This window comes from Microcystis wesenbergii FACHB-1317 (assembly GCF_014696875.1).
Taxonomy (GTDB): Bacteria; Cyanobacteriota; Cyanobacteriia; order Cyanobacteriales; family Microcystaceae; genus Microcystis; species Microcystis wesenbergii_A.
On sequence record NZ_JACJQV010000116.1, the window covers coordinates 1 to 22,591 of the forward strand.

Here is a 22,591-nt window from a genome sequence, read left to right on the forward strand (position 1 = left end):
CTCGCTTTTTCTTTGATTCGACTCAAGCCTGGAAAACACCCGAATTTTTCTAGGGGTCTAACGGCTATGCGCCTTATCCAGCAAGCCTTTTAGTCGCCTTGTCACCCCTTGAACCGTTTGAAGTATAGATAGGGCTTGCTGAAAAAGTCGGACCTCTGCACTTGCTCTGACATTGGTGACAAGTTAAAATCAGGTGCAATTTGTCAAGCCCCATATATAGCATGATTCTTTTTTATAAACACTAAATAGGGGCAGTCTCTAGATGCGATCGCCTTGTTTAGTCAGCGAGCGCCAAAGCGCAACTACGGCACTCACCAAAGGTGCGTCTCCGGTCAATGCAAGGATTTTGAGCATTCGACACTAATTTGCGTAATTCTTACGCAAATTAGTTTTTCCTTTGTCCAAAGTCCAATAACATTTAGTTCGTAAAAATATTAAGGCAACCGAGAACAGTTTCGAGATAGTGATTATTCCAACCAGCTTTAAGTCGCTTATTCTCAATACCTACCTTGGCAGTCTTTTCTTGGGACAATAGATTTACACCAATATGACGCATCACAGCTAAATTTTCAGCACTATGTCCCTGACATCCCTTGCTAGAATCTTCCTTAAAACCTACATCCAGAACCCAATGTAATTGATTCTCAATACTCCAATGATGTCGTACAGCCTCGGCAAAACGTTTGACATCGCTTTCAATACTGAGAATGTAGTAACGTTGCTCAACATCACTAATTTGACCATTAACTCTACGTTCTGATTCCACCATGCCAATACTTTTCAGTCCTTCCCATTTTTCCGCACCTAACAAGTATTCGGTGTTTCCCATCACGGTATAACGACGGATTTCAATGCGTCCATGTCCCTTTTCAAGGGTCGTCTGAAATTGGTTTAATACTTTGTTAGAATCTTGTTGCGCTACAGAGCTATTAAACAATTGGGTGACATCTTCATAAAGATTGCCTTGATTAGCTTTCAATGCTAATACATAATCAGCGCCTTGCTCAATAATTGTAGAGGCAATTTCAGTTTGACATCCTAGGGCATCAATACTTACTAAACAACCTCGAATTTCTAAAATCTTCAATAATTCAGGAATAGCAGTAATCTCATTGGATTTTTCAGCGACTTTTCGTTGACCAAGTACCAAATGATTAGTGGCTGACCAGACACTTACCATATGAATTAAACTGCGGTTATTTCCTCGTTCCTTTGCCCCTCGTAAGGTTTTCCCGTCCACATTTAAGAGTTCTCCATTGGTCACCTGATGAACTGCTTGCATCCAACTAATAAAGCATGACTGGAGTTCTTCTGGTTTTAAACGGGCAAATAATCGGATAAATGTATCATGAGAGGGAATCCCATTAGGCAGAGCTAGAAAAGTTTTTAGCCATTCATATTTGGCTATACCATAGGCAGCAACTGCTTCCCAGTTGTTCGCCCCACAAATGGTTGCACAGATAGTAATCACAATGATATCTATCAGCAAATGCTCAATGTTGTGTACCGCTCTAGGGTCTTTTAGAGTGCCAAAGTGTTTTTCAATCAGGGCGGTTGGTGATGAACATTTGTCCGTTAACATTGTTTTGCGCGAACCTGTAAACAGATAGTTAATATTCTGTATCCTAACTTGAAAAATTTAATCTTTATCTCCCAATTGCTATTACATGAGGATATCTTGTAGATTTATTGCGTATCTTTAAGAATTGTGTGCGATTGCCCTGACTGGGAAGCAGAACCCTTTGCAATCGCCTCCGGAAAGTGCCAGGGTTTTGAGTCCCTCGGATCGATTTCTCAACGTTTGTTTCCTGCACTTTTTTAGCTAAAAAAGTCCTAAAATCGTTTTCTAGTAAGGCTTCCAGTAATTTTCAGCCAGCCCTAATTAGAACTCTTGCCAATTAATTAGGTTCTTCGTTACTTGGTATGGTTCGATCAGGTGGACTAAATCGACTAAATCCTTATTTGACAAGAGAGTTAATTGATTAGTTCGTTCTAGAGCGAAATTGACAAAAATCGCAGAATGCCTTTCTCTGTAAGGATTTCATCCCTTAGAACTCCGTCCATTGCATCACACAAACCGAAGAACCATCAGGTGAACTGAAAACTCTCATCTGATCACTGATAACTGATCACTGATCACTGATTAATAACTTGTCAAGAAATCACGATAAATCAACTAGAGATTATCTTAGACATTTAGTATAATCAAACACAATAGATTAGGGAAAATTGCTCATAAATTAGCCCGAGGGAGCATGAATCCTCTTTCTCGTCCCTATATCTTCCCCTATTTTTTAGTCTTAGACTAAGGAAATATCATGGTTGATTGTAGTCAGATTCAGTTTGACGAGGATAAAAGCAAGATAGATCTATCGCAACTACGAGAATTATTTAATTTAACCGCATTTTGGGCAATAGATCGCCGTTTAGAAGATTTAGAAACCGCAATTGACTATAGTGATCCGGTGGTGACGGTGTGGAATGAGCGGCAATTAATTGGTTTTGCTCGCGCCACTTCTGACGGCATTTATCGGGCAACTATTTGGGATGTGATCGTTCATCCCGATTATCAGGGAGCCGGTTTAGGGCGTAAATTAGTAGAAACAGTCTTGGCCCATCCCCGAATAAATCGGGTGGAAAGAGTCTATTTGATGACTACTAATCAAGAAAATTTTTACCAGCGCATTGGCTTCCAAAGCAACGCCACCACGACGATGGTATTATTTAATCGTTATCCCGAGGAGTTTTCCTGTCCGGCGATCGAGGTAAAGAAAAAACGATCCCTGTGAGCTTGTCCTGACTATTGTTATCGATTTGATCTAAGCTCATTTCCCCCCCCGAGACTTCGATAATGCCTTTCGCTAACTGAAATTTAAGACCGGGAGAAAGACCGAGAGCTTGAGTAAATTGTTTGACTTCTTCTGGCTTTGATTCTAAACTCAAAGGAGAAATTTCTGGCATTTGCCAGAGAGCGATTTCCCCCGGAAATTCTAGGGTAATAGTGACTTTTTTCTCGCCAAGGGCGCTTACCGATATACAAATAGAGCCACTCGTTAAGTTGGTGATCGCTGCATCGACGAGAAGAACAAGAGCGGAGGATAAACATTGATAATCGGCAATAATAGCAATATCATCGGTTAAAGGGCTAAATTTAAGCTTAATATTGCGATTAGCTGCCTGTAAATAGGTTAGACTTGCCCAATCTTGCCAAAGTTTAGTTAAAGAAAAAATTTCTTGATCGAGAGGTATAGTACCAGACTCTAGTTTGGAGAGATTAATCATCTCATCGAGCATTGCCATCAGTTTACAGCCCGCCAGTTGTCCCTGGGCGATAAATTCCCTTTCCTCGGCCGGACTTTCACAAAGATCGGCGAGAATCAGTTGATGGAGACTGATCATACTGCTCAATGGCGATCGCAACTCGTGGGCAACCCGTGCCAAAAAACTGCTTTTGAGGTGATTAATTGCCACAGCCATCTGATAAGCGAGGCGAGTTTGCTGTAATTCCCGTTTTAAAGCGTCAATATCGTCCATATTTACAGAAAAACTGACCCTTGTCGTAAGATATCCCATCTTTGACATTGCCAACGCGCGACGGTGGAGGGTTGTCCACTATTAATTATTCCCCATGCTTGCCTTTCTGTGGGCGCTAACACCATCACCGAGGGAAAAGTAGTCATAATCGCTTCTGGAGTTAATAAAGGCTCTTGTCCTGACAGATTAGCACTTGTGGTCGCTAAAACACCAGTTCGACCGAGAATTTCTCTTGCGATCGCATGAGCAGGAACTCGGATCCCGATCGTGCTAGGATCCTTAGGGTTAAGAACTTTTGGCACTTTTTCAGAAGCGGGTAAAACCAAAGTTAGGGAGCCGGGCCAGTGTTTTTCGGTCATTTGCCGCCAAATTTCCCTTTCTTCCTGATTTCCCTTGACATAATCCCATAAATCTGCTGCTGAGGCCGCCATGAGAATTAAAGGTTTATCAAAAGTCCGTTTTTTAGCGGCAAAAACTAAGGCAGCATAGGGGGGAGAAACCGCTAAAGCGGGGACTGTATCCGTGGGAAAAGAAACCACTTGACCACTGAGGGCCGCGTGAACAATTTCGTTAAGAGAAGCAGTAGGCATTGAGAATTGATCATTTTTGGGGACTAATTTAGCCTAAAACTTTTTGGTACAATTTTAAACGGGTAGGGTTGATTCATGAATCAACCCTACCTTGAATCAACCCTACCTTGAATCAACCCTACTTGATCAGCGGGGTATCTGAAAGTTTTTAACACCTACCTACTTATCTCCAACCAATGAGCGACGATTAATTATGAATGAGCCTGATACTTTTGCTAATCTCCAACAATTAGAATATATTCCCTACCTAGATACCACGGGTAATATCTCTGCTGATTTCCAGGGAAAAATCGGGGTTTATGCCATTTTTAATCGAGAGCAAGTCCTAGATTTTGTCGGCTATTCTCGTGATATTTATCTCAGTTTAAAACAACATCTTGCCCGACAGCCCCAAGCTTGTTATTGGCTAAAAATACAGGTGATTGAGCGTCCTAATCGAACTATTCTCGAATCGATTAAACAAGCTTGGCTAAGAGAAAGTCAGGCAGTAATCGGCAATGAAAAACTCTGGACAGAACCAATTGATGCTAAATTAGCCATGACTGACACAGAAAAAGAAATTTATCAAAGTGCTGACGAATTAGGGAAAATTAAGTTATTAAAACAGGTATCCAGACGAGTGGAAAATGATATTTTATCAACCCTAGAAAAACGGGGAGTACAGATGGAAATTCGTTTTAATCCCAAGTTAAAAGAACAGGGTTTGCTCGATTTAAAGTAAAAATTCCTAGGAGCGATCGATTCTCCAGACAAACCGCTATGATAGTATATCGCCCCATCCCCACACCAATGGAACAGCGATGACCAATCAAGACTGGCCAAACCTACTGCAGCAACTACTCGATCAAAAATCCCTTTCCCTTAACCAAGCTGAAGAATTAATGACCGGATGGTTAAACGGCCAGATTCCGGAAGTTTTATCGGGGGCGATTTTAGCTGCTTTGCAAGCAAAAGGAGTCTCGGCTGCGGAATTAGCGGGAATGGCCGGAGTTTTACGGCAACAATCTCGCTTAGAAGACCCTAAACCCCATACTACTCCCGTTATCGATACCTGTGGCACCGGCGGTGACGGGGCCGCAACTTTTAATATTTCCACTGCTGTGGCTTTTGTGGCGGCCGCCGGGGGCGTAAAAGTGGCTAAACACGGCAATCGCTCTGCCTCCAGTAAAGTAGGTTCGGCCGATGTTCTAGAATATCTTGGGGTTAATTTAAGCGCCCCTAGCGAGAAAGTGGCGGCGGCTTTGGATGGGGTGGGAGTGACTTTTCTTTTTGCCCCCGGTTGGCATCCGGCCCTGAAAAGTGTGGCTAATCTCCGCAAAACCCTGAAAGTTCGCACGGTTTTTAATCTTCTGGGTCCTCTAGTTAATCCTCTCCGTCCCACAGGTCAAGTTATCGGGGTTTATGACCAGCAATTTCTCACCCCCATGGCCACAGCTTTAGCAGAAATGGGAACCCCAAAGGCGATTATTGTTCACGGCCGGGAAAAACTCGACGAGGTGGGGTTGGGAGAGCTGACCGATATGGCTTTATTAAATAATGGCGAGGTGATTTCTGAGGCGATCGATCCCTTGTCAATTTCTATCCCCAGAGCCAGTTTAAATGCCATTAAAGGTGGGGAAGTGCCAGAAAATGCCGAAATACTCAAAAATGTTCTGCAAGGGGGGGGGACGCCGGCTCAACGGGATGCTGTGGCGATTAATGCCTCTCTTGCCCTACAGGTGGCAGAAAAGGTCACTTTTGGCGATCATGCTGCTGGTTTCGCCCTCGCTCGCGAGATTTTAGCCAGTGGGTTAGCTTGGCAAAAATTAGAGGAGTTGATTAAGTTTCTCGCTTAAGAAAATTCAGAGGAGACAGGAGACTCCGAGACAGGAGACAGGAGATTATTTTTATTTATTCCCCCATCTCCCCACACCCCACACCCCACACCCCACACCCCACTTCCCCACTTCCCCACTTCCCCACACCCCACACCCCACACCCCACACCCCACACCCCACACCCCACACCCCACCTCAATGCACTTACTGCATGACAGAAATCCTTAAACACGATGGTTAAAGGATTTCTGTTACAAACAATACAAAATTATCCAAGTTAAAAAGAATTAAATAACAAATAGAGACTAGGTAAATTACTAAATTTTTGCTAATGACGACAGTATTTTACAGAATACTTATTGTTAAATCCCGATTTCTTCATTTCTAACCCGCACCAACTAGAACAATTACACCCACAAACCAGAAGGAGATAGATTCGTGGTACAAGCAGCTGAAAAAGATGGAACAACTCTCAATAAATTCGAGAAATTTAAGGCCGAGAAAGACGGATTAGCCATTAAAGATGAACTAGATCATTTTGCCCAAATCGGTTGGGAAGCGATGGATAAAACCGATTTAGAACATCGCTTAAAATGGGTGGGGGTTTTTTATCGTCCCGTCACTCCGGGTAAATTTATGATGCGTTTGCGGGTTCCTAACGGCATTATTAGCGGTGAGCAAATGCGCGTTTTAGGGGAAATCGTGCAGCGTTACGGCGATGATGGTAATGCCGATATTACTACTCGTCAGAACTTACAATTACGCGGTATTCGTATCGAAGATATTCCTGATATTTTCCAACGACTAAAATCCGTGGGTATGACTTCGGTACAATCGGGCATGGATAATGTCAGAAATATTACCGGTTCACCCATGGCAGGACTAGACGCGGATGAATTAATTGACACCAGGGAATTAGTCCAAAAAGTCCAAGATATGATTACCAACTGCGGTCAAGGTAATTATCAATTTACCAATCTGCCCCGCAAATTTAATATTGCCATCGAGGGAGGTCGGGATAATTCTGTTCATGCGGAAATTAACGATATTGCCTTTGTTCCTGCTTATAAAGAGGGAGAATTAGGCTTTAATGTCGTGGTAGGTGGCTTTTTCTCGGCTAAACGCTGTGAAGCGGCAATTCCTATGAATGTTTGGGTGAGACCGAATCAGGAAGTGGTGGATTTATGCCGAGGGATTTTAGAAGTTTACCGCGACAACGGATTGCGCGCCAACCGTCAAAAATCCCGTTTAATGTGGTTAATTGATGAGTGGGGAATTGAGGAATTCCGCACCCGGGTGGCCAATCAGTTAGGTTATCCCTTGGCAACGGCAGCGGAAAAAGACGCTATTGACTGGGAAAAACGAGATCATTTAGGAGTTTTTCCCCAAAAACAGGAGGGATTGAGCTATATCGGTCTTTGTGTTCCCGTTGGTCGTCTATTTGCCGATGATATGTTCGATTTAGCCCGGATTGCCGAAGTGTATGGCAGCGGAGAATTGCGTTTAACCGTGGAACAAAACGTGATTATTCCCAATATAGCGGCTGAAAATATGCCGACTCTTTTAACCGAGCCTTTACTGGCTAAGTTTACCCCCAATCCCACTCCTTTACAACGAGCGCTCGTTTCCTGCACGGGGGCGCAATTCTGCAATTTTGCCCTGATTGAAACCAAAAATAAGGCTGTGGACTTGATTAGTCAGTTAGATGCCGAATTAAATATCCCCCGGGGTGTGCGTATGCACTGGACTGGTTGCCCTAACTCCTGCGGACAACCCCAAGTGGCCGATATCGGTTTGATGGGGACAAAAGCGCGCAAAGACGGCAAAACCGTGGAGGGAGTTGACCTCTACATGGGGGGTAAAGTGGGTAAAGATGCTCACCTGGGAAGTTGTGTACAAAAAGGGATTCCCTGTGAAGATCTAAAATCGCTGTTAACCTCTATCCTCATCGAACAATTTGGGGCGACACCGAAAGGTTAATTAACAAGTTTCTCGATAGGCTGAATGGGGGGTTTATCCCCTCTTTTTTTCTGTATCTCTGTTGGCTGAAATTGGCAAACCTCTTGCTATATTAGGAGGCAGATAGGAGCAGGAAAATTCCTATATATTTTCCTTCCAGATGGGAATCGTTACTTAGCTTCAAATTGGGCTTGTTTACGAAGTAATTCCCCGATGGTTAAATTGGGTTGGGGTCGGCCATCAAAAACCGTTCCTACCTCAAATTTTTGCAACTGTACCCTTGCCAAATGATAGGCCTCATCGGGTAGGGGAATATAACCAATACTATCTAATAAATTGGGAACTCGATCGAGATAATATTCGACAAATTTCTCTAAAGCGGGATTCTCTTGGGCTTTTTGGGCATTAACATAAATAAACAAAGGACGAGATAAGGGCTGATATTTACTATCCTCTACATTGCCGCGAGTTGGTTCGATACCGTTAACTTTCAAAGCTTTTAATTTATCCCGATTTTGTTCATAATAAGCGTGGCCAAAATATCCCAAAGCGTTGGCATCTTGACTGACGGCATTAACTAAAGCTTCGTCATCTTCACTAAAATTAACGTCCCCACGACTGGTATCTTTGCCGTTAATTACCTCACTAAAAAAATCGTAGGTTCCGGAGTCTTTACCCGGCCCGTGAAGGGTAATCGGTCGGTCGGGCCAAGCGGGATTAATTTGATTCCAACGTTTGATTTTATTCTCGGCCGCGGGTTCCCAAATAGTTCTTAATTCTGTAGTCGAAATATCATCAAGCCAGTTATTTTGGGGATTGACTACCACGGTTAAAGCATCAAAAGCGATCGGTAGTTCGATAAATCTTATCTTATTAGTATCACATTCTTTTAATTCTTCCACAGAAATTGGCCGAGAAGCATTATTAATATCGGTTTCTCCTGCACAAAATTTTCTAAAACCGCCGCCAGTTCCTGAAATATTAGCGTCAATTTTAACATCAGCCAAAGCTTTGTTAGGAGTATTAGCTTTAAAATCTTCGAGAACTTTATCAGTAATTGGTGCTACGGTACTCGAACCATCGATTTTAATTGGTTTTAGGTCTTGAGGATTAATATTGGCACAAGCAGGTAAAAGTAGAGCAGTTCCTAGTATGGTTGCGACTACTTTGGTCGGACGAGATAGCTGAGTAAAAATTTCTAGCATAGGTGTCAACAAGGAGAAAGTAAAAACGGGTATTGGGGAGACTTTTCAGTTATCAGTGGGGAAGTGGGAAGAAAAAAGCTGAGGGATGATGGATAAAAACCTTAATCTTTTCTTTGTTGTTTTTACGTCACTATAATGGTAGGGAAAGAGAAAAACCTAATCTAAACCGGAAAAGTTAGCGGCCTTACCTGCGACTTAAAACTAATGTTTAGTCAAAATAAATAGTAAAAGAAGAACGTAGGTTGGGTTGAAGCATGAAACCCAACGCCCGCATGGGTTACGCTACCGCTAACCCATCCTACAAATAATTGTGCCTCCCTACTTAAAACTAATGTTTAGTCAAAACAAATAGTAAAAGAAGTTGAGATTTTTGTCTAGTTATCGAGAAAACTTTTCTTGACAATACATTATGTTTTTTTATTCACTTCTTAACCTATTCTTTACCAAGCAGTGGTAACTTTTAGCGTAAGATTTAAGGCAGTTTACGGCTCAAAATTAATCCTATGCCCAGCAGAAACAGAACCCATTTACTAACAGCCTTATCCCTAGCGACTTTAACAGCGACTTTAACCGCTTGTGGGGGCGGTGATACGGCGGGAACCAGTGGAGAGGGAAGCAATAGGATCGCCCAAGTTCCTCTGCAAGGAGAGGTCGCCCTCAATGGTGCGGGTGCTTCTTTTCCCGCACCCCTATATCAAAACTGGTTTGTCACCATCAATCAACTATTTTCTAAGCTGCTAATTAACTATCAATCCACCGGTAGCGGGGCGGGAGTCGAACAATTTATTCAAGGTACGATCGATTTTGGCGCTTCCGATGTGGCCATGAGTGACGAGGATATGGCCAGAGTTAGCCGCGGGGTTTTACTGCTACCGATGACGGCGGGAAGCATCGTTATGGCTTATAATTTGCCCGGAGTAGAAGGGCTGAAACTAAGTAGGGAAGCCTATGTAGGCATCTTTTTAGGCACGATTACCCGTTGGAACGATGCCAAAATCGCCGCCGATAACCCCGATTTAAAACTACCCGATGAAGAAATTACCGTAGTTCACCGGGCAGACGGTAGCGGGACGACGGGAGTTTTTACTAAGTTTTTAAGCGCCGTTAGTCCCGAATGGAAAAAAAGCATCGGTGAAGGAAAAGCCGTACAATGGCCGACCAAAAAAGGTAAATTTCTCGGTGGTAGGGGCAATGAAGGTGTAACTGCCCTAATTCAACAAAATCAAGGCTCGATTGGCTATATCGAGTACGGTTTCGCTAAAAATAATAACCTGCCCATGGCCACTTTACAAAACCAAGCCGGTCAATTTGTTATCCCCGATGAAACCAACGCCGCCGCTACCCTCGCTAACGTCGAACTGCCTGAAAATTTACGCGCTTTTATTGTCGATCCGCCGGGGGAAAATTCCTATCCCATTGTCACCTATACCTGGATGTTGGTTTACAAAAAATACAACGATCCCCAAAAAGCTTTAGCAATGGAGGCGATGATTGAATTTGGACTTAACCAAGGACAAGAACAAGCAGCTCCCCTTGGTTATATTCCCCTGCCGAAAAATGTTCGGGAACGAGTAGCCGCCGCTGCCGATGTCATCTATCCTGATTACACAATCAAGGTGGATTAGTAGCCGAAAAAATGTATTCAAAGTTACAATAATAGTGGAGAAAGGCCAATTTCGACCTTAGCTACCGCAAACTAGCTGGATTTAAACCCTAATCATGAGTGCGCCCACAGTTTCACCCGACTCAAATTTTAAAGAACGTCCAGAATCGGAAAAAATCCTCGATAAAGGCTTTGTTGGATTAACTACCGCCTTTGCCATCGCTATTGGGGTAATTTTGCTCCTAATTGCCCTAGTGATTTTTATTCGGGCTTTACCGGCGATTCAAACCTTTGGTCTGGGATTTTTGACCAGTAGTGCTTGGAATCCCGTGCGCGGTCGCGAAGAATTCGGAGTTCTGCCCGTTATCTACGGAACTCTCGTTAGTTCTCTGATTGCCCTCCTGATTGCTGTTCCCCTCGGTATCGGTTCAGCCATTTTTTTAAGCGAAGATTTTATTCCCTTAAATGCGCGGACAATTTTGGTTTTTCTCGTACAACTTTTGGCCGCTATTCCCAGTGTTGTTTACGGATTATGGGGTATCTTTGTATTGATTCCTATCCTCAGACCCCTTGGTAACTGGTTAAATGGTAATTTTAGTTGGATTCCTCTGTTTAGTACTCCTTTAGGGGGTCCTGGAATGTTACCGGCGGGGGTTATTTTAGCAATTATGATCCTGCCGATTATTATCGCTATCTCTCGCGACTCTTTGGCCGCTTTACCGCCGGATCTAAGGCAAGCTTCCCTAGGCTTGGGGGCCACCCGTTGGGAAACGATTTTTCGGGTATTAATTCCCGCCGCTTTTTCTGGGATTGTCGGGGGGATTATGTTAGCTTTAGGGCGCGCTTTAGGGGAAACCATGGCAGTAACGATGATTATCGGCAATTCTAACCGCATTAGTGCCTCTATTCTCGCCCCTGCTAACACGATCGCTTCCTTATTGGCTAACCAATTCGCCGAAGCATCGGGAATGCAAGTATCGGCACTCATGTATGCGGGTTTTGTTCTCTTGGTTTTGACCCTAGTAGTCAATATCTTCGCAGAATTAATCGTTAATCGCGTCAAAGCTAAGTATTAAGCCATCGGTCGTCAGTTATCAGTTTTGAGTTTTAAGTTTTGAGTATTAAGTGATCATCATCAAATGGCAGTTTACTGCTGTCTTTTCACTGTTTACTAATCACTGTTTACTAATCACTGATAACTGATTACTGTTCACTGATAACTGATAACTGATAACTGATAACTGACATGGATAGTGCGAATTTAGGCAATAATCTCAAAAAGAAACCGAGTAGTCCTCGATCGCTATTGGGGACAATTATGACCGTTCTCTCGGCTTTATGTTTAGCCGTCACCGTGATTCCCCTCTTTGCCGTCCTAGGCTTCGTTTTTGTGCAAGGGGTGGGTCGTTTAAACGCTAATCTCTTTACTAAATTACCGCCACCGCCGGGGTTAGGAGGAGGAGGCATCGCTAACGCCATTTTAGGCACAATTATCGTCGTTGCCCTAGCCACAGCGATCGCAGTTCCCATCGGCGTTTTAGCGGCGGTTTATCTCTCGGAATTTAGCGGTGATAACAAACTTGCCCAGGGTGTGCGCTTTGCTACCAACGTTTTAGCGGGTGTCCCTTCGATTATTGTCGGGGTTTTCGCCTTCGGTTTGTTAGTTGCGCCCTTATTTGGCGAAGGAACAGCCCTTTTAGGCTTTTCTGCCCTAGCTGGTTCGATCGGTTTAGCGGTGTTAATGTTACCGACTATTATTAGAACCACCGATGAGGCTTTAAAAATCGTTCCCCAAGACATCCGCTGGGCAGCCATGGGTTTAGGGGCCTATAACTACCAAACCGTCCTAAAAATCGTCCTTCCTGCCGCAGTTCCCGCTATTTTAACCGGTGTGACTTTAGCAATTGCTAGGGCTGCCGGGGAAACCGCCTCCTTAATTTTTACGGCATTATTCTCTAACTTTTGGCCTCGGGGTGTCTTTGAACCGATTGCCACCCTTTCGGTCTTAGTTTTCAACTTTGCTACTGCCCCTTTTGCCCCTCAACAGCAATTAGCTTGGGCAGGTGCTTTAATTCTGGTGCTTTTGGTGTTGTTAACTAACATTTTATCCCGTTTAGCCACGCGCCAGAAAACCTATTAAGTCAAGGAAAAAGAACGTAGGTTGGGTTGAAGCATGAAACCCAACGCCCGCATAGTTTACGCTCCCGCTAACCCATCCTACAAATAATTGTGCCTCTCTACTTAAGTCAGGGAAAAAGTGAAAAGCAAAAAGGGATATTTAAGTAAAAATCCACCTATCTTTCCAATTCATCAATTAGTCAAATTCAAGGGAAATAATTTATGCTAACTAACTCTAACCCCCATTCTACAGGAACCGTTTTAAAGGTCGATAAGGCTAATATTTACTATGGAAATTATCGAGCAGTACGAGACGTTTCGATCGATATTCCCAAAAATAAAGTCACCGCTTTTATCGGACCCTCTGGCTGTGGAAAAAGTACCATTCTCAGGTGTTTTAATCGTCTCAATGATTTAATTCACGGTTTTCGTATTGACGGCAAAGTTTTTTATGATAACCAGGATATTTACTCTCAAGAGGTGGATCCTGTCGAAGTCAGAAAATATATCGGTATGGTGTTCCAGCGCCCTAATCCTTTTCCCAAATCCATCTATGATAATGTGGTTTACGGAGCGCGATTAAATGGTGATAAAGGCGATTTAGATGACTTAGTAGAAAAATCCCTGCGTCGGGCTGCTCTCTGGGAAGAAGTAAAAGATAAACTGAAAGAAAGCGGTTTTTCCCTATCGGGGGGACAACAACAAAGATTATGTATTGCTCGCGCTATTGCCGCTCAACCAGAAGTATTATTAATGGATGAACCCTGTTCGGCACTCGATCCAATTTCAACTTTAAAAGTTGAGGAATTAATGCACGAATTAAAAGAACGTTATACAATTATTATTGTTACTCACAATATGCAACAAGCTACTAGAGTAGCGGATTTAACGGCTTTTTATAACGCTGAACCCACCGATAAAGGTGGCAAAATTGGTTATCTAGTCGAGTTTGATCATACGGACAAAATCTTCGGTGATCCTCAAGAACAAGCAACTAAAGATTATGTCAGTGGACGTTTTGGCTAAATCAGTTATCAGTTATCAGTTATCAGTTATCAGTTATCAGTTATCAGTTATCAGTTATCAGTTATCAGTTATCAGTTATCAGTATAAAGTGGCAAGTTTGGAGTTTTCTTTTCACTGATTACTGTTTACTGTTCACTGGTCACTGAAAAAAACACCCAACACCTATTCCTTTAAAGATTATGTATAGTACCGATGTTGTTACCGATGCGGTTTTGAGAACCAAACACTTAAATGTTTACTATGGTTCTAATCTCGCCGTTCGTGATGTTAACCTTGATATTCCTGAGAAAAAAGTGATCGCTTTTATTGGTCCCTCTGGTTGCGGAAAAAGTACAGTTTTGCGCTGTTTTAATCGCATGAATGATCTGGTTAAAAGTGCCAAAATTGAGGGAAAAGTTACCTTTCGCGGTCAAGATATTTATGGTAATTCCGTTAATCCTATCGGGTTACGCAGTCGTATTGGTATGGTTTTTCAGAAACCGAATCCTTTTCCTAAATCTATCTATGAAAATATCGCTTTTGGGGCGCGCTTAAATGGTTACATCGGCGATATGGATCAATTAGTGGAGGACTCTTTAAAAAAGGCCGTTCTCTGGGATGATGTTAAAGATAAACTCAAAGAAAGTGGTTTAGCTTTATCGGGGGGACAACAACAAAGGTTATGTATTGCCCGCGCTATTGCGGTTGAACCAGAAGTTGTTTTAATGGATGAACCCTGTGCGGCACTCGATCCAATTTCTACCCTAAAAATTGAGGAATTAATTCACGAATTAAAAACTCAATATACCATAGTTATTGTCACTCATAATATGCAACAAGCGTCGCGGGTTTCTGATTTAACGGCTTTTTATAATGCTGAACCGACCCCAAAAGGCGGTAAAGTGGGTTATTTAGTGGAATATGATCGCACCGAGGTTATCTTTCAAAATCCTGCTCAAGAGTCCACTAGAGATTATGTTAGCGGTCGTTTTGGTTAATTACTTTAGTCTTTTTGAGATCAATTATCGGGATGAGTTAATCAACTTGTTCTGATTTTTTCTTGTTATTATCTAATAAAACTACATTATTGAGCGTTTTGACTGACTTTAATTTGCAATAGGGTGGTCATCAACTAATTTAAATAACCAAAAATGTGAGAGATATTTGTTTAAGTTAAGCTTAATTAACCCAAGCTTAAACTGAATTTAACCAAACCAAATCTTAACCTTAACCTTAAATTAACTAAAATAATTGATCATAATTTTAGGGTTTTATGTACAATCCAACCTAAAAGTTAATTTTTTGATTCCCGAACCAGCAATAATTAGCGAAATGAGTATGCAGAATTTCCAATTCAAACTAAATCGATGGACAATCAGCGCTGGTTTAGCGGCAGTAGGAGCAGCCCTAGCTCTCACCATCCCGGCGGTTAATTCCCAAAGCCGCAATACTATCAAAATTGATGGTTCTAGCACCGTTTACCCAATTACAGAAGCAGTAGCGGAAGAATTTCAAAAGATAAATCGTCAGACACAAGTAACTGTCGGTATTTCGGGAACAGGTGGCGGTTTTAAAAAATTCTGTGCTGGTGAAACGGATATTTCTAATGCTTCTCGTCCAATTAAGGATTCTGAGCGTCAATTGTGCGCTAAAAATGGCGTTAAATTCTTAGAATTGCCGATCGCTTTTGATGCTTTAACAGTGGTAGTCAATAAACAAAATCCCCTTAATAGCATCAAGGTTTCTGAACTGAAAAAAATGTGGGAACCCGCTGCTCAAGGGAAGATCACTAAGTGGAATCAAGTTAATTCTAAATGGCCTAATGCCAACCTAAAACTGTTCGGACCAGGTGCTGATTCGGGAACATTCGATTACTTTACCGAGGCAATTGTCGGTGAATCGAAGAAAAGTCGCACCGACTTTACCCCCAGTGAAGATGATAACGTTCTAGTGCAGGGAGTTATCAGAGATCGTAACGCTTTAGGTTACTTTGGCTATGCCTATTATGAAGCAAATAAAGGTCGTCTGAAAGCCCTAGCCATTGATAACGGCAAAGGAGCCATATCTCCCTCAGCAGAAAATGTCAACAACGGCAAATATAATCCCCTCTCCCGTCCTGTTTTTATCTACGTTAATGCTAATGCGGCTAAACGTCCAGAGGTAAAAAGTTTTGTCGAATTTTTCATCAACAATGCTCCCAAATTAGTCCGGGAAGTTAAGTATGTTCCTTTACCCGCTAATGTCTATCAATCGGTAATGAGAAACTTTAGAAATAATAAAACAGGGAGTGTATTCGTTGGCCGAGATGTGGTGGGTTTAACCATCCAAGATATTGTTCGGCTAGAAGCTAAAGAATAGTTGCTTATCTGCCAATAAATGGAATGGGGAAGCGATTATCTTCCCCATTTTTGGAGTTGAATTAAAAAACCCAGCAACTAGATATTTAAAGCATGACTAAACCAGCAATTAAATCAGAGAGTGTCTGGATTCAGGCAGCTACTCCCAAAAAGATTCGCAACCTCAAAGAGACTATTATTGAAGTTATTCTATTTTTGGCGGCTTTTTCCTCTGTGGCCACCACTATCGGCATTATGGAGGTTTTGATTCTAGAATCCGTGCATTTTTTCGAGAAAGTTCCCCTGATTCAATTCCTAACCGATACGGTTTGGAGTCCGCTTTTTGCCGATCCTCGTTATGGTATTATACCGCTACTTTCGGGAACCTTAACCACTTCGATCGTGGCGATGTTTGTCGCTGTTCCTTTGGGAACAATTGCCGCTATTTATCTCAGTGAATTTGCCCCCCCGCGCCTGCGAGAAGTGGTTAAACCTTGTCTAGAATTATTGGCGGCTATACCGACAGTAGTTTATGGTTATTTTGCCTTTTTAAATGTCACACCTTTCCTACAGACTTTTTTGCCTGACTTACCTTCATTTAATATGCTCAGTGCTGGTTTGGTCATGGGATTAATGATTATTCCCCTGATTAGTTCCATCAGTGAAGATGCCATGCGTGCCGTACCTTTGACCCTCCGGGAAGGTTCCTACGCTACCGGAGCAACTCGTTTACAAACTGCTTTAAATGTGGTTTTGCCTGCCGCTATTTCTGGTATTAGTGCCGCTTATATTTTAGGAGTTTCCAGGGCCGTGGGAGAAACGATGATTGTAGCGATCGCTGCAGGATTACAGCCAAATTTAACCTTCAATCCCTTTAGTGAAGCGGCCACCATTACCGCTTATATTGTTCAGGTTAGTTTAGGCGATTTACCCCACGGTTCGATCGAGTATCAATCAATTTTTGCGGCCGGTATTATGCTAGTCATTTTGACTTTAATCTTTAATATTATCGGTTATTTCCTCGCCAAAAAATATCGGGAGGTTTACTAATCATGGAAAAAGAACAATTATCGAATTTAAGAGCTAATATTGAAAGGCGCAAGCTGATTAGCACTGTATTTTCTGGCTTAGGGTTGTTGATTATTTTTGTTTCTACCCTAATTCTCTTTATCCTGATTGCCCAGATGATGATGGCAGGGTTGCCGCGCATTACCCCCCAGTTTTTTACTTCTTTTCCTAGTCGTCACCCTGAAGAAGCTGGTATTCTTTCCGCTTGGGTGGGAACCTTGCTAGTGATGTTGGTAACAGCCTTGATTGCGATTCCTCTCGGTATTGCGGCGGGAATTTATCTGGAAGAATATAGTAAGAAAAATTGGCTTTCAGCAATTATTGAGATTAACGTCACTAATTTAGCGGGTGTTCCCTCAATTATCTATGGTTTACTCGCCCTCGGTTTATTTGTCTATCAATTCAATCTCGGACAAAGTATTATTGCCGCCGGTTTAACCCTAGCTTTGCTGATCCTACCTGTGGTTATTGTCACCACCAGAGAGGCAATTCGGGCAATACCCAACAGTCTCCGGGAAGCGGCCTATGCCGTGGGAGCAAGTAGATGGCAAGTAGTGGCCGATCATATTCTTCCCTACTCCTTCGGTAGTATCCTAACTGGTGTGATCATCGGGCTTTCCAGAGCGATTGGAGAAACGGCTCCCGTGATTACTATTGGTGCGCTCACGTTTATTGCTTTTCTACCCGATGCTCCTTTACAAGCAAATTTTCCCTTTATTAACTTTAATTGGCTGAAAGCACCCTTTACAGTCATGCCTATCCAGATGTTTAACTGGGTTTCTCGTCCAGAGCCAGAATTCGAAGTCAATGCAGCAGCCGCTGGTACAGTGTTGATTGTGATGACTCTCGGTATGAACGCTGTAGCTATCTATCTCCGCTATCGTTTCCGCAAAGGTATCAAATGGTAAACTCTATTTTTCCCTCGATGATGTCTAATATCAAAGAATTTCAACCAAAAGCTGAGGTGAGAAACCTTGACTTTTACTACGCTGGCACCAATAAACCCGCTTTGCGAAGTATCAATCTCACCATTCCCGAAAGACAAGTAACCTCTCTAATTGGCCCCTCTGGCTGCGGTAAAACGACGCTTTTGCGCTGTTTTAATCGAATGCACGACCTTTATGCCGCTAATCGCTACGAAGGGGGCATTTATATCGATACCGTCAATATTTTAGATCACAAGGTCGATCCGATCGAGGTGCGGATGCGGATTGGTATGGTTTTCCAAAAACCGAACCCTTTCCCGAAATCTGTTTACGAAAATGTCGCCTACGGTTTGCGGGTTAGGGGTGAAAAAAAACGGGAGTTTATCGATTATAAAGTAGAACAAGCTTTGCGCGGTGCCGCTTTGTGGGATGAAGTCAAGGATCGTCTCAACACCAGTGCCTACGATTTATCGGGGGGACAACAACAACGTCTCTGTATTGCCCGCGCTTTAGTTACGGATCCTGAAATTATCCTCTTTGATGAACCCACTTCCGCTCTCGATCCGATCGCCACTAATAGTATAGAAGAACTAATTGGTAAATTAGAGGAAAAAGTTACCATTTTAATCGTCACCCACAGTATGCAACAGGCAGCCCGGATTTCTGATTACACAGCTTTTATGTATTTGGGTGAACTGATGGAGTTTGGACAAACTAAAATTATGTTTCAAGAACCAACTCACGAGAAAACAAAAGAATATATTAGCGGTCGATTTGGTTAAAAAATCGCCATTGTTTGGGGAGAGAAAGCAATTATCTCCCCAACGCTCTCCTCTAAAACTTGGCTTTTTGCCGCAATAATTCCGCTAGGGTGACATCAAATTGCGATTGTCCTCCGAAAACCGTTCCCACTTCACCGTTAAAGAAGGTAACTGTGGCTAAATGGTAATGTTCATCCGTTAGGGGGATATAACCGACTTCTTTAACAATACTCTCGGCATTATCGAGGTAATACTCCACAAATTCCTGTAAAGCTCGGCTTTTTTGCGCTTTCTCCGCATTGACGTAGATAAATAAAGGTCGAGCAAGGGGTTGATATTGGGAGTTAACTACGGTTTCTCTAGAGGGTAAAATCGCCCCTTTACCGCTATCAATGCCTAAAGCTTTCAATTTTTGGGGATTTTGTTCATAATAAGCTAGTCCAAAGTAACCAAGAGCATTCGGATCTTGACTGACTCCCTGGACTAAAGTGTTATCATCCTCGCTGGCTACATAATCCTTACGACTAGCACCGGATTTACCGACCACAGCTTCGGTAAAATAGTCAAAAGTTCCGGAATCTTGGCCTGCACCAAAGAGATTTAGGGGTTTATTGGGGAATTCCGGTCTGATTTGATTCCAATTGGTAATTTTACCCTCAGCAGCCGGTTCCCACATTTTCTTTAATTCTTCTAGGGTAATGCTATCAATCCAGTTATTTTCCTGATTAACGACTACAGTTAAGGCATCAAAAGCCACGGGTAATTCAATATATCTTACGCCATAGCGATTACACAGGGACATCTCATCGGCTTGAATCGGTCGAGAGGCATTGCTAATATCAGTTTTTCCTTCACAGAATTCCCGAAATCCCCCAGAGGTTCCCGAAAATTTTACGCTCACTTCTGCTGTACCCGGTTGACTGCTTTTGAATTTCTCCGCCACGGCCTGGGTAATCGGGTATACGGTACTAGAACCATCAATTTTAATTGATTTATTAGCTGAAGAGTCCCCTATGCTACAGGCCGGCAGTAGGCTAATTATCAAAATACTTAACGCAGAAAATACCATTTTCACAGAATTTTTGTCGCTTTTACTCATTGTCTCTGTCCCCGTTATCAGTCAATAACCACATAATATCATTTCAAAAAAAGTTGATATATACAATTAAGAATTCTAAAGTTGAATGTTATATAAAACACATCAAACTGATGGACGAAAGGACAATAAAAACGTTTATCTGTAGGGTCTGATACTAAATCCGTTGAGTATGCGCTACATATCAGGACAGGCAAAAGGCAAAAGGCAAGACCCCCCCATCGCTATTCTGCCTTTATTCGCTATCCTCTTTCAAATTGTCAAAGAAGGTTTACCCGGATTTAATTGGCAAGTTTTCACCTCTTTACCCGCCCCAGTTGGCTCCGATCCCAGTGTTCCCAATGGTTTTGCCAATGCAATCGTGGGGACTTTAACTATGGTCGGTTTAGCATCCCTCGGCAGCATACCTCTGGGGATTCTCACCGGGGTTTTTCTCTCGGAATTCGCTCGGGGTTCCAAAATTGGCGGTATTCTGCGCTTTGCGATCGTGGTGTTGAGTAGTACCCCTTCCGTTATTGTCGGGGTGTTTTCCTTCGGGGTTTTGGTGTTAACTACCAAACAATTTTCTGCCTTAGCCGGGGCCTTTGCTTTAGGGGTGATTATGTTGCCCATCGTCGCTTTAACCACGGAAGAGGCACTAAAACTAATACCCATGTCCTACCGTCTCGGTTCCTCCGCTTTGGGGGGTTCCCGTTTCGATACGGTATTTCGCATTGTCCTGCCAGCAGCGATCGCACCGATTATGACCGGGATATTATTAGCGGTGGCCCGGGCTGCCGGAGAAACCGCCCCCTTAATGTTTACGGCTTTATTTAGTCAATTTTGGCAAGAAAGTCTTTGGTCGCCCACACCGGCTTTAACGGTGTTGATTTATAACTATGCTAGTTCCCCCTTTCCTGAACAAAATTCCCTGGCTTGGACAGCTTCTTTAGTCCTTATTATCTTAGTTTTAATTACTAGCCTTCTCTCCCGTTTTGTCACTCGTAAACGCTCAAATTAAGCATTTTTATGATGATCGATTCCTCTGCCATGAACAGTCCTACTTCTCTAGCTAATTCGGCGATCGAAGTCGAAAATCTTAGCTTTTTCTACGGTAGTAAAAAAGCCCTGGAAGGGGTTTCTTTACAAATCCCGCAAAGGCAAGTAACCGCCATGATCGGCCCCTCTGGTTGTGGTAAATCCACTCTTTTAAAAGCCCTCAATCGCATCGGGGAATTAGAGGGGCAAGTGACAGTTAAGGGCAAAGTTAGGTTTTTTGGCCAAGATATCTACGCCCCCAAAGTTAACCTTCATACCTTAAGGCGACAGGTGGGCATGGTGTTTCAGCGCCCTAACCCTTTTCCCGCTAGTATTTACGATAATATTGCCTACGGTATTAGAATTTATCGTTCCGCTAGTCGCAGTGAATTAGATGGGATTGTGGAATCAGCTTTACAAGGGGCTGCTCTTTGGAATGAAGTTAAAGATCTGTTGAATAAATCCGCTTTAGGATTATCGGGAGGACAACAACAAAGATTGTGTATTGCTCGCGCTTTGGCGGTAAAACCAAAAGTATTATTAATGGATGAACCTTGTTCGGCCTTAGACCCCCTTTCTACCCTCAAAGTCGAGGAATTAATCCATGAATTGAAGCAACAATACACGATCGTGATTGTCACCCATAATATGCAACAGGCCTCTAGAGTATCCGATCGCACGGCCTTTTTTAATGCCGATGAAACCCGCGTCGGTCGTTTGGTAGAATTTGACACCACCCAGAAAATTTTCACCGATGCAGTTAATCAACAAACTCGCGATTATGTAGCCGGTAGATTCGGTTAATTTCTCTGATCAGGGGACGGGAGACAGCTATCAGTGATCAGTGATCACTGATCACTGATCACTGATCGGATTTGAGTTTTTAGTGAGCAGTATGTATTAAGTCATACCATTTTTCAAAAGTAATGGCAGAGATAGTTAGGGCTGGCTGAATAATGGTAAAACCCTTTGAAAATAAGGCTTTTGACCTGTTAAAATCCGATGTTCATGCTGCGAAAATCGGATTGGGACTCTCAAAAACCTGGCATTATCCTTCTTTTAGTACACAATTTAGTACAAAAAGAGAGGGCAACAAAGCCTGAAACTCCTGACTCCGTTCGGACCTCGGCGTGAGCTTTTGCGTTCGACAAAAGCTCACGGCCGAAGCCTGACTCGGAGACGACCGACTCCTAACCCCACCAACAAACTTTTTGCCGCAAACCCTAGTTAATTGCCCCCCTTGCCCTAGTAGGGTTGATTCATTTAAATTAAGTACAGCGGATTTTGAGTCAATAAATTTGAATGAAAATTCTCAAGTTTATCTTTTTCTAACCAAAATAGTTAGTCACAATAACTAATCTTTAATCCTCTGCCAATCTTGATTATGAATAAATTGATAAAGCTTGTTCCCAAGCCACTAAAAGCCTATCTCTCTTCAAATTGTCTGAGAGTACATCCTGTTAATTTAGCTAATTTTTCTGCTTCTTACGTCGATAAAACTATCAGTTTTTCCCAACGTTCAGCTAACCACCTCTGTCCCTCTGTTATTGAGAGAA

Annotated in this window: 20 protein-coding genes; 15 read left to right on the plus strand and 5 right to left on the minus strand. The window is 42.7% G+C overall.

From position 1 onward, the window contains the following. Positions 1-418: 418 nt before the first annotated feature. The gene (locus H6F92_RS09140) at positions 419-1,582 is read right to left on the minus strand and encodes an ISAs1 family transposase (RefSeq protein WP_190357612.1); all 1,164 of its coding nucleotides are present in this window, start codon (positions 1,580-1,582) and stop codon (positions 419-421) included. A 736-nt stretch (positions 1,583-2,318) separates the two neighbouring features. Here H6F92_RS09140 and H6F92_RS09145 point away from each other — a divergent pair. Further along, complete coding sequence (locus H6F92_RS09145) at positions 2,319-2,789, plus strand: GNAT family N-acetyltransferase (RefSeq protein WP_190357613.1); 471 nt, start codon at positions 2,319-2,321, stop codon at positions 2,787-2,789. On the opposite strand, the gene H6F92_RS09150 is transcribed toward H6F92_RS09145, so the two are convergent. Both H6F92_RS09150 and H6F92_RS09155 read right to left on the minus strand, forming a co-directional pair. Further along, positions 2,725-3,582, minus strand: coding sequence for a sensor histidine kinase (locus H6F92_RS09150; protein WP_190357614.1), 858 nt, complete (start codon positions 3,580-3,582; stop codon positions 2,725-2,727). The genes H6F92_RS09145 and H6F92_RS09150 overlap by 65 nt on opposite strands. After that, complete coding sequence (locus H6F92_RS09155) at positions 3,537-4,124, minus strand: L-threonylcarbamoyladenylate synthase (RefSeq protein WP_190357615.1); 588 nt, start codon at positions 4,122-4,124, stop codon at positions 3,537-3,539. Before H6F92_RS09155 ends, H6F92_RS09150 begins: the two co-directional genes overlap by 46 nt. 193 nt (positions 4,125-4,317) lie before the next feature. Here H6F92_RS09155 and H6F92_RS09160 point away from each other — a divergent pair, with 193 nt between their 5' ends. The 3 genes from H6F92_RS09160 to H6F92_RS09170 all read left to right on the plus strand — a co-directional run bounded on the left by H6F92_RS09160 (position 4,318) and on the right by H6F92_RS09170 (position 7,921). After that, positions 4,318-4,845 (plus strand): GIY-YIG nuclease family protein, encoded by a 528-nt coding sequence (locus tag H6F92_RS09160; RefSeq protein ID WP_190357616.1) that lies wholly within the window; start codon positions 4,318-4,320, stop codon positions 4,843-4,845. Between the two features lie 79 nt (positions 4,846-4,924). Then, on the plus strand, positions 4,925-5,959 hold the full coding sequence (gene trpD / locus H6F92_RS09165) for an anthranilate phosphoribosyltransferase (RefSeq protein WP_190357617.1): 1,035 nt from the start codon (positions 4,925-4,927) through the stop codon (positions 5,957-5,959). A 420-nt stretch (positions 5,960-6,379) separates the two neighbouring features. Continuing rightward, a complete protein-coding gene (locus tag H6F92_RS09170) occupies positions 6,380-7,921 on the plus strand; it encodes a ferredoxin--nitrite reductase (protein ID WP_190357618.1) in 1,542 nt (513 codons plus the stop codon). A gap of 149 nt (positions 7,922-8,070) precedes the next feature. Here the strand turns inward: H6F92_RS09170 and H6F92_RS09175 are convergent, their stop codons facing one another. Beyond that, complete coding sequence (locus H6F92_RS09175; protein ID WP_190357619.1) at positions 8,071-9,105, minus strand: PstS family phosphate ABC transporter substrate-binding protein; 1,035 nt, start codon at positions 9,103-9,105, stop codon at positions 8,071-8,073. 503 nt (positions 9,106-9,608) lie between these two features. On the opposite strand from H6F92_RS09175, the gene pstS reads away from it, so the two are divergent. From pstS to pstB (H6F92_RS09220), 9 genes are all read left to right on the plus strand, one after another. Then, positions 9,609-10,730: a phosphate ABC transporter substrate-binding protein PstS gene (gene pstS, locus H6F92_RS09180; protein ID WP_190357620.1), complete on the plus strand. Its 1,122-nt coding sequence runs from the start codon at positions 9,609-9,611 to the stop codon at positions 10,728-10,730. A gap of 94 nt (positions 10,731-10,824) precedes the next feature. Continuing rightward, positions 10,825-11,784, plus strand: a complete 960-nt coding sequence (gene pstC / locus H6F92_RS09185; RefSeq protein WP_190357621.1) for a phosphate ABC transporter permease subunit PstC — start codon at positions 10,825-10,827, stop codon at positions 11,782-11,784. A 170-nt stretch (positions 11,785-11,954) separates the two neighbouring features. After that, a complete protein-coding gene (pstA, locus tag H6F92_RS09190; RefSeq protein ID WP_052277165.1) occupies positions 11,955-12,848 on the plus strand; it encodes a phosphate ABC transporter permease PstA in 894 nt (297 codons plus the stop codon). Positions 12,849-13,048: 200 nt separating this feature from the next. Continuing rightward, entirely contained in the window at positions 13,049-13,852 is an 804-nt protein-coding gene (pstB, locus tag H6F92_RS09195; protein ID WP_190357622.1) for a phosphate ABC transporter ATP-binding protein PstB, read from the plus strand. Positions 13,853-14,031: 179 nt separating this feature from the next. After that, the gene (gene pstB, locus H6F92_RS09200; RefSeq protein WP_190357623.1) at positions 14,032-14,829 is read left to right on the plus strand and encodes a phosphate ABC transporter ATP-binding protein PstB; all 798 of its coding nucleotides are present in this window, start codon (positions 14,032-14,034) and stop codon (positions 14,827-14,829) included. Between the two features lie 334 nt (positions 14,830-15,163). Beyond that, the gene (locus H6F92_RS09205) at positions 15,164-16,189 is read left to right on the plus strand and encodes a PstS family phosphate ABC transporter substrate-binding protein (protein WP_081417876.1); all 1,026 of its coding nucleotides are present in this window, start codon (positions 15,164-15,166) and stop codon (positions 16,187-16,189) included. 92 nt (positions 16,190-16,281) lie between these two features. Continuing rightward, a complete protein-coding gene (pstC, locus tag H6F92_RS09210; protein WP_002745948.1) occupies positions 16,282-17,217 on the plus strand; it encodes a phosphate ABC transporter permease subunit PstC in 936 nt (311 codons plus the stop codon). Between the two features lie 2 nt (positions 17,218-17,219). Continuing rightward, positions 17,220-18,143, plus strand: coding sequence for a phosphate ABC transporter permease PstA (gene pstA, locus H6F92_RS09215; protein ID WP_002745947.1), 924 nt, complete (start codon positions 17,220-17,222; stop codon positions 18,141-18,143). Beyond that, positions 18,137-18,943: a phosphate ABC transporter ATP-binding protein PstB gene (pstB, locus tag H6F92_RS09220; RefSeq protein WP_002752756.1), complete on the plus strand. Its 807-nt coding sequence runs from the start codon at positions 18,137-18,139 to the stop codon at positions 18,941-18,943. Before pstA (H6F92_RS09215) ends, pstB (H6F92_RS09220) begins: the two co-directional genes overlap by 7 nt. A 52-nt stretch (positions 18,944-18,995) precedes the next feature. Here the strand turns inward: pstB (H6F92_RS09220) and H6F92_RS09225 are convergent, their stop codons facing one another. Further along, the gene (locus H6F92_RS09225) at positions 18,996-19,991 is read right to left on the minus strand and encodes a PstS family phosphate ABC transporter substrate-binding protein (RefSeq protein WP_190357625.1); all 996 of its coding nucleotides are present in this window, start codon (positions 19,989-19,991) and stop codon (positions 18,996-18,998) included. Between the two features lie 199 nt (positions 19,992-20,190). On the opposite strand from H6F92_RS09225, the gene pstA (H6F92_RS09230) reads away from it, so the two are divergent. Continuing rightward, positions 20,191-21,018: a phosphate ABC transporter permease PstA gene (gene pstA, locus H6F92_RS09230; protein ID WP_242030068.1), complete on the plus strand. Its 828-nt coding sequence runs from the start codon at positions 20,191-20,193 to the stop codon at positions 21,016-21,018. Positions 21,019-21,026: 8 nt separating this feature from the next. Continuing rightward, the gene (gene pstB / locus H6F92_RS09235) at positions 21,027-21,839 is read left to right on the plus strand and encodes a phosphate ABC transporter ATP-binding protein PstB (RefSeq protein ID WP_190357624.1); all 813 of its coding nucleotides are present in this window, start codon (positions 21,027-21,029) and stop codon (positions 21,837-21,839) included. Positions 21,840-22,591: the final 752 nt, after the last annotated feature.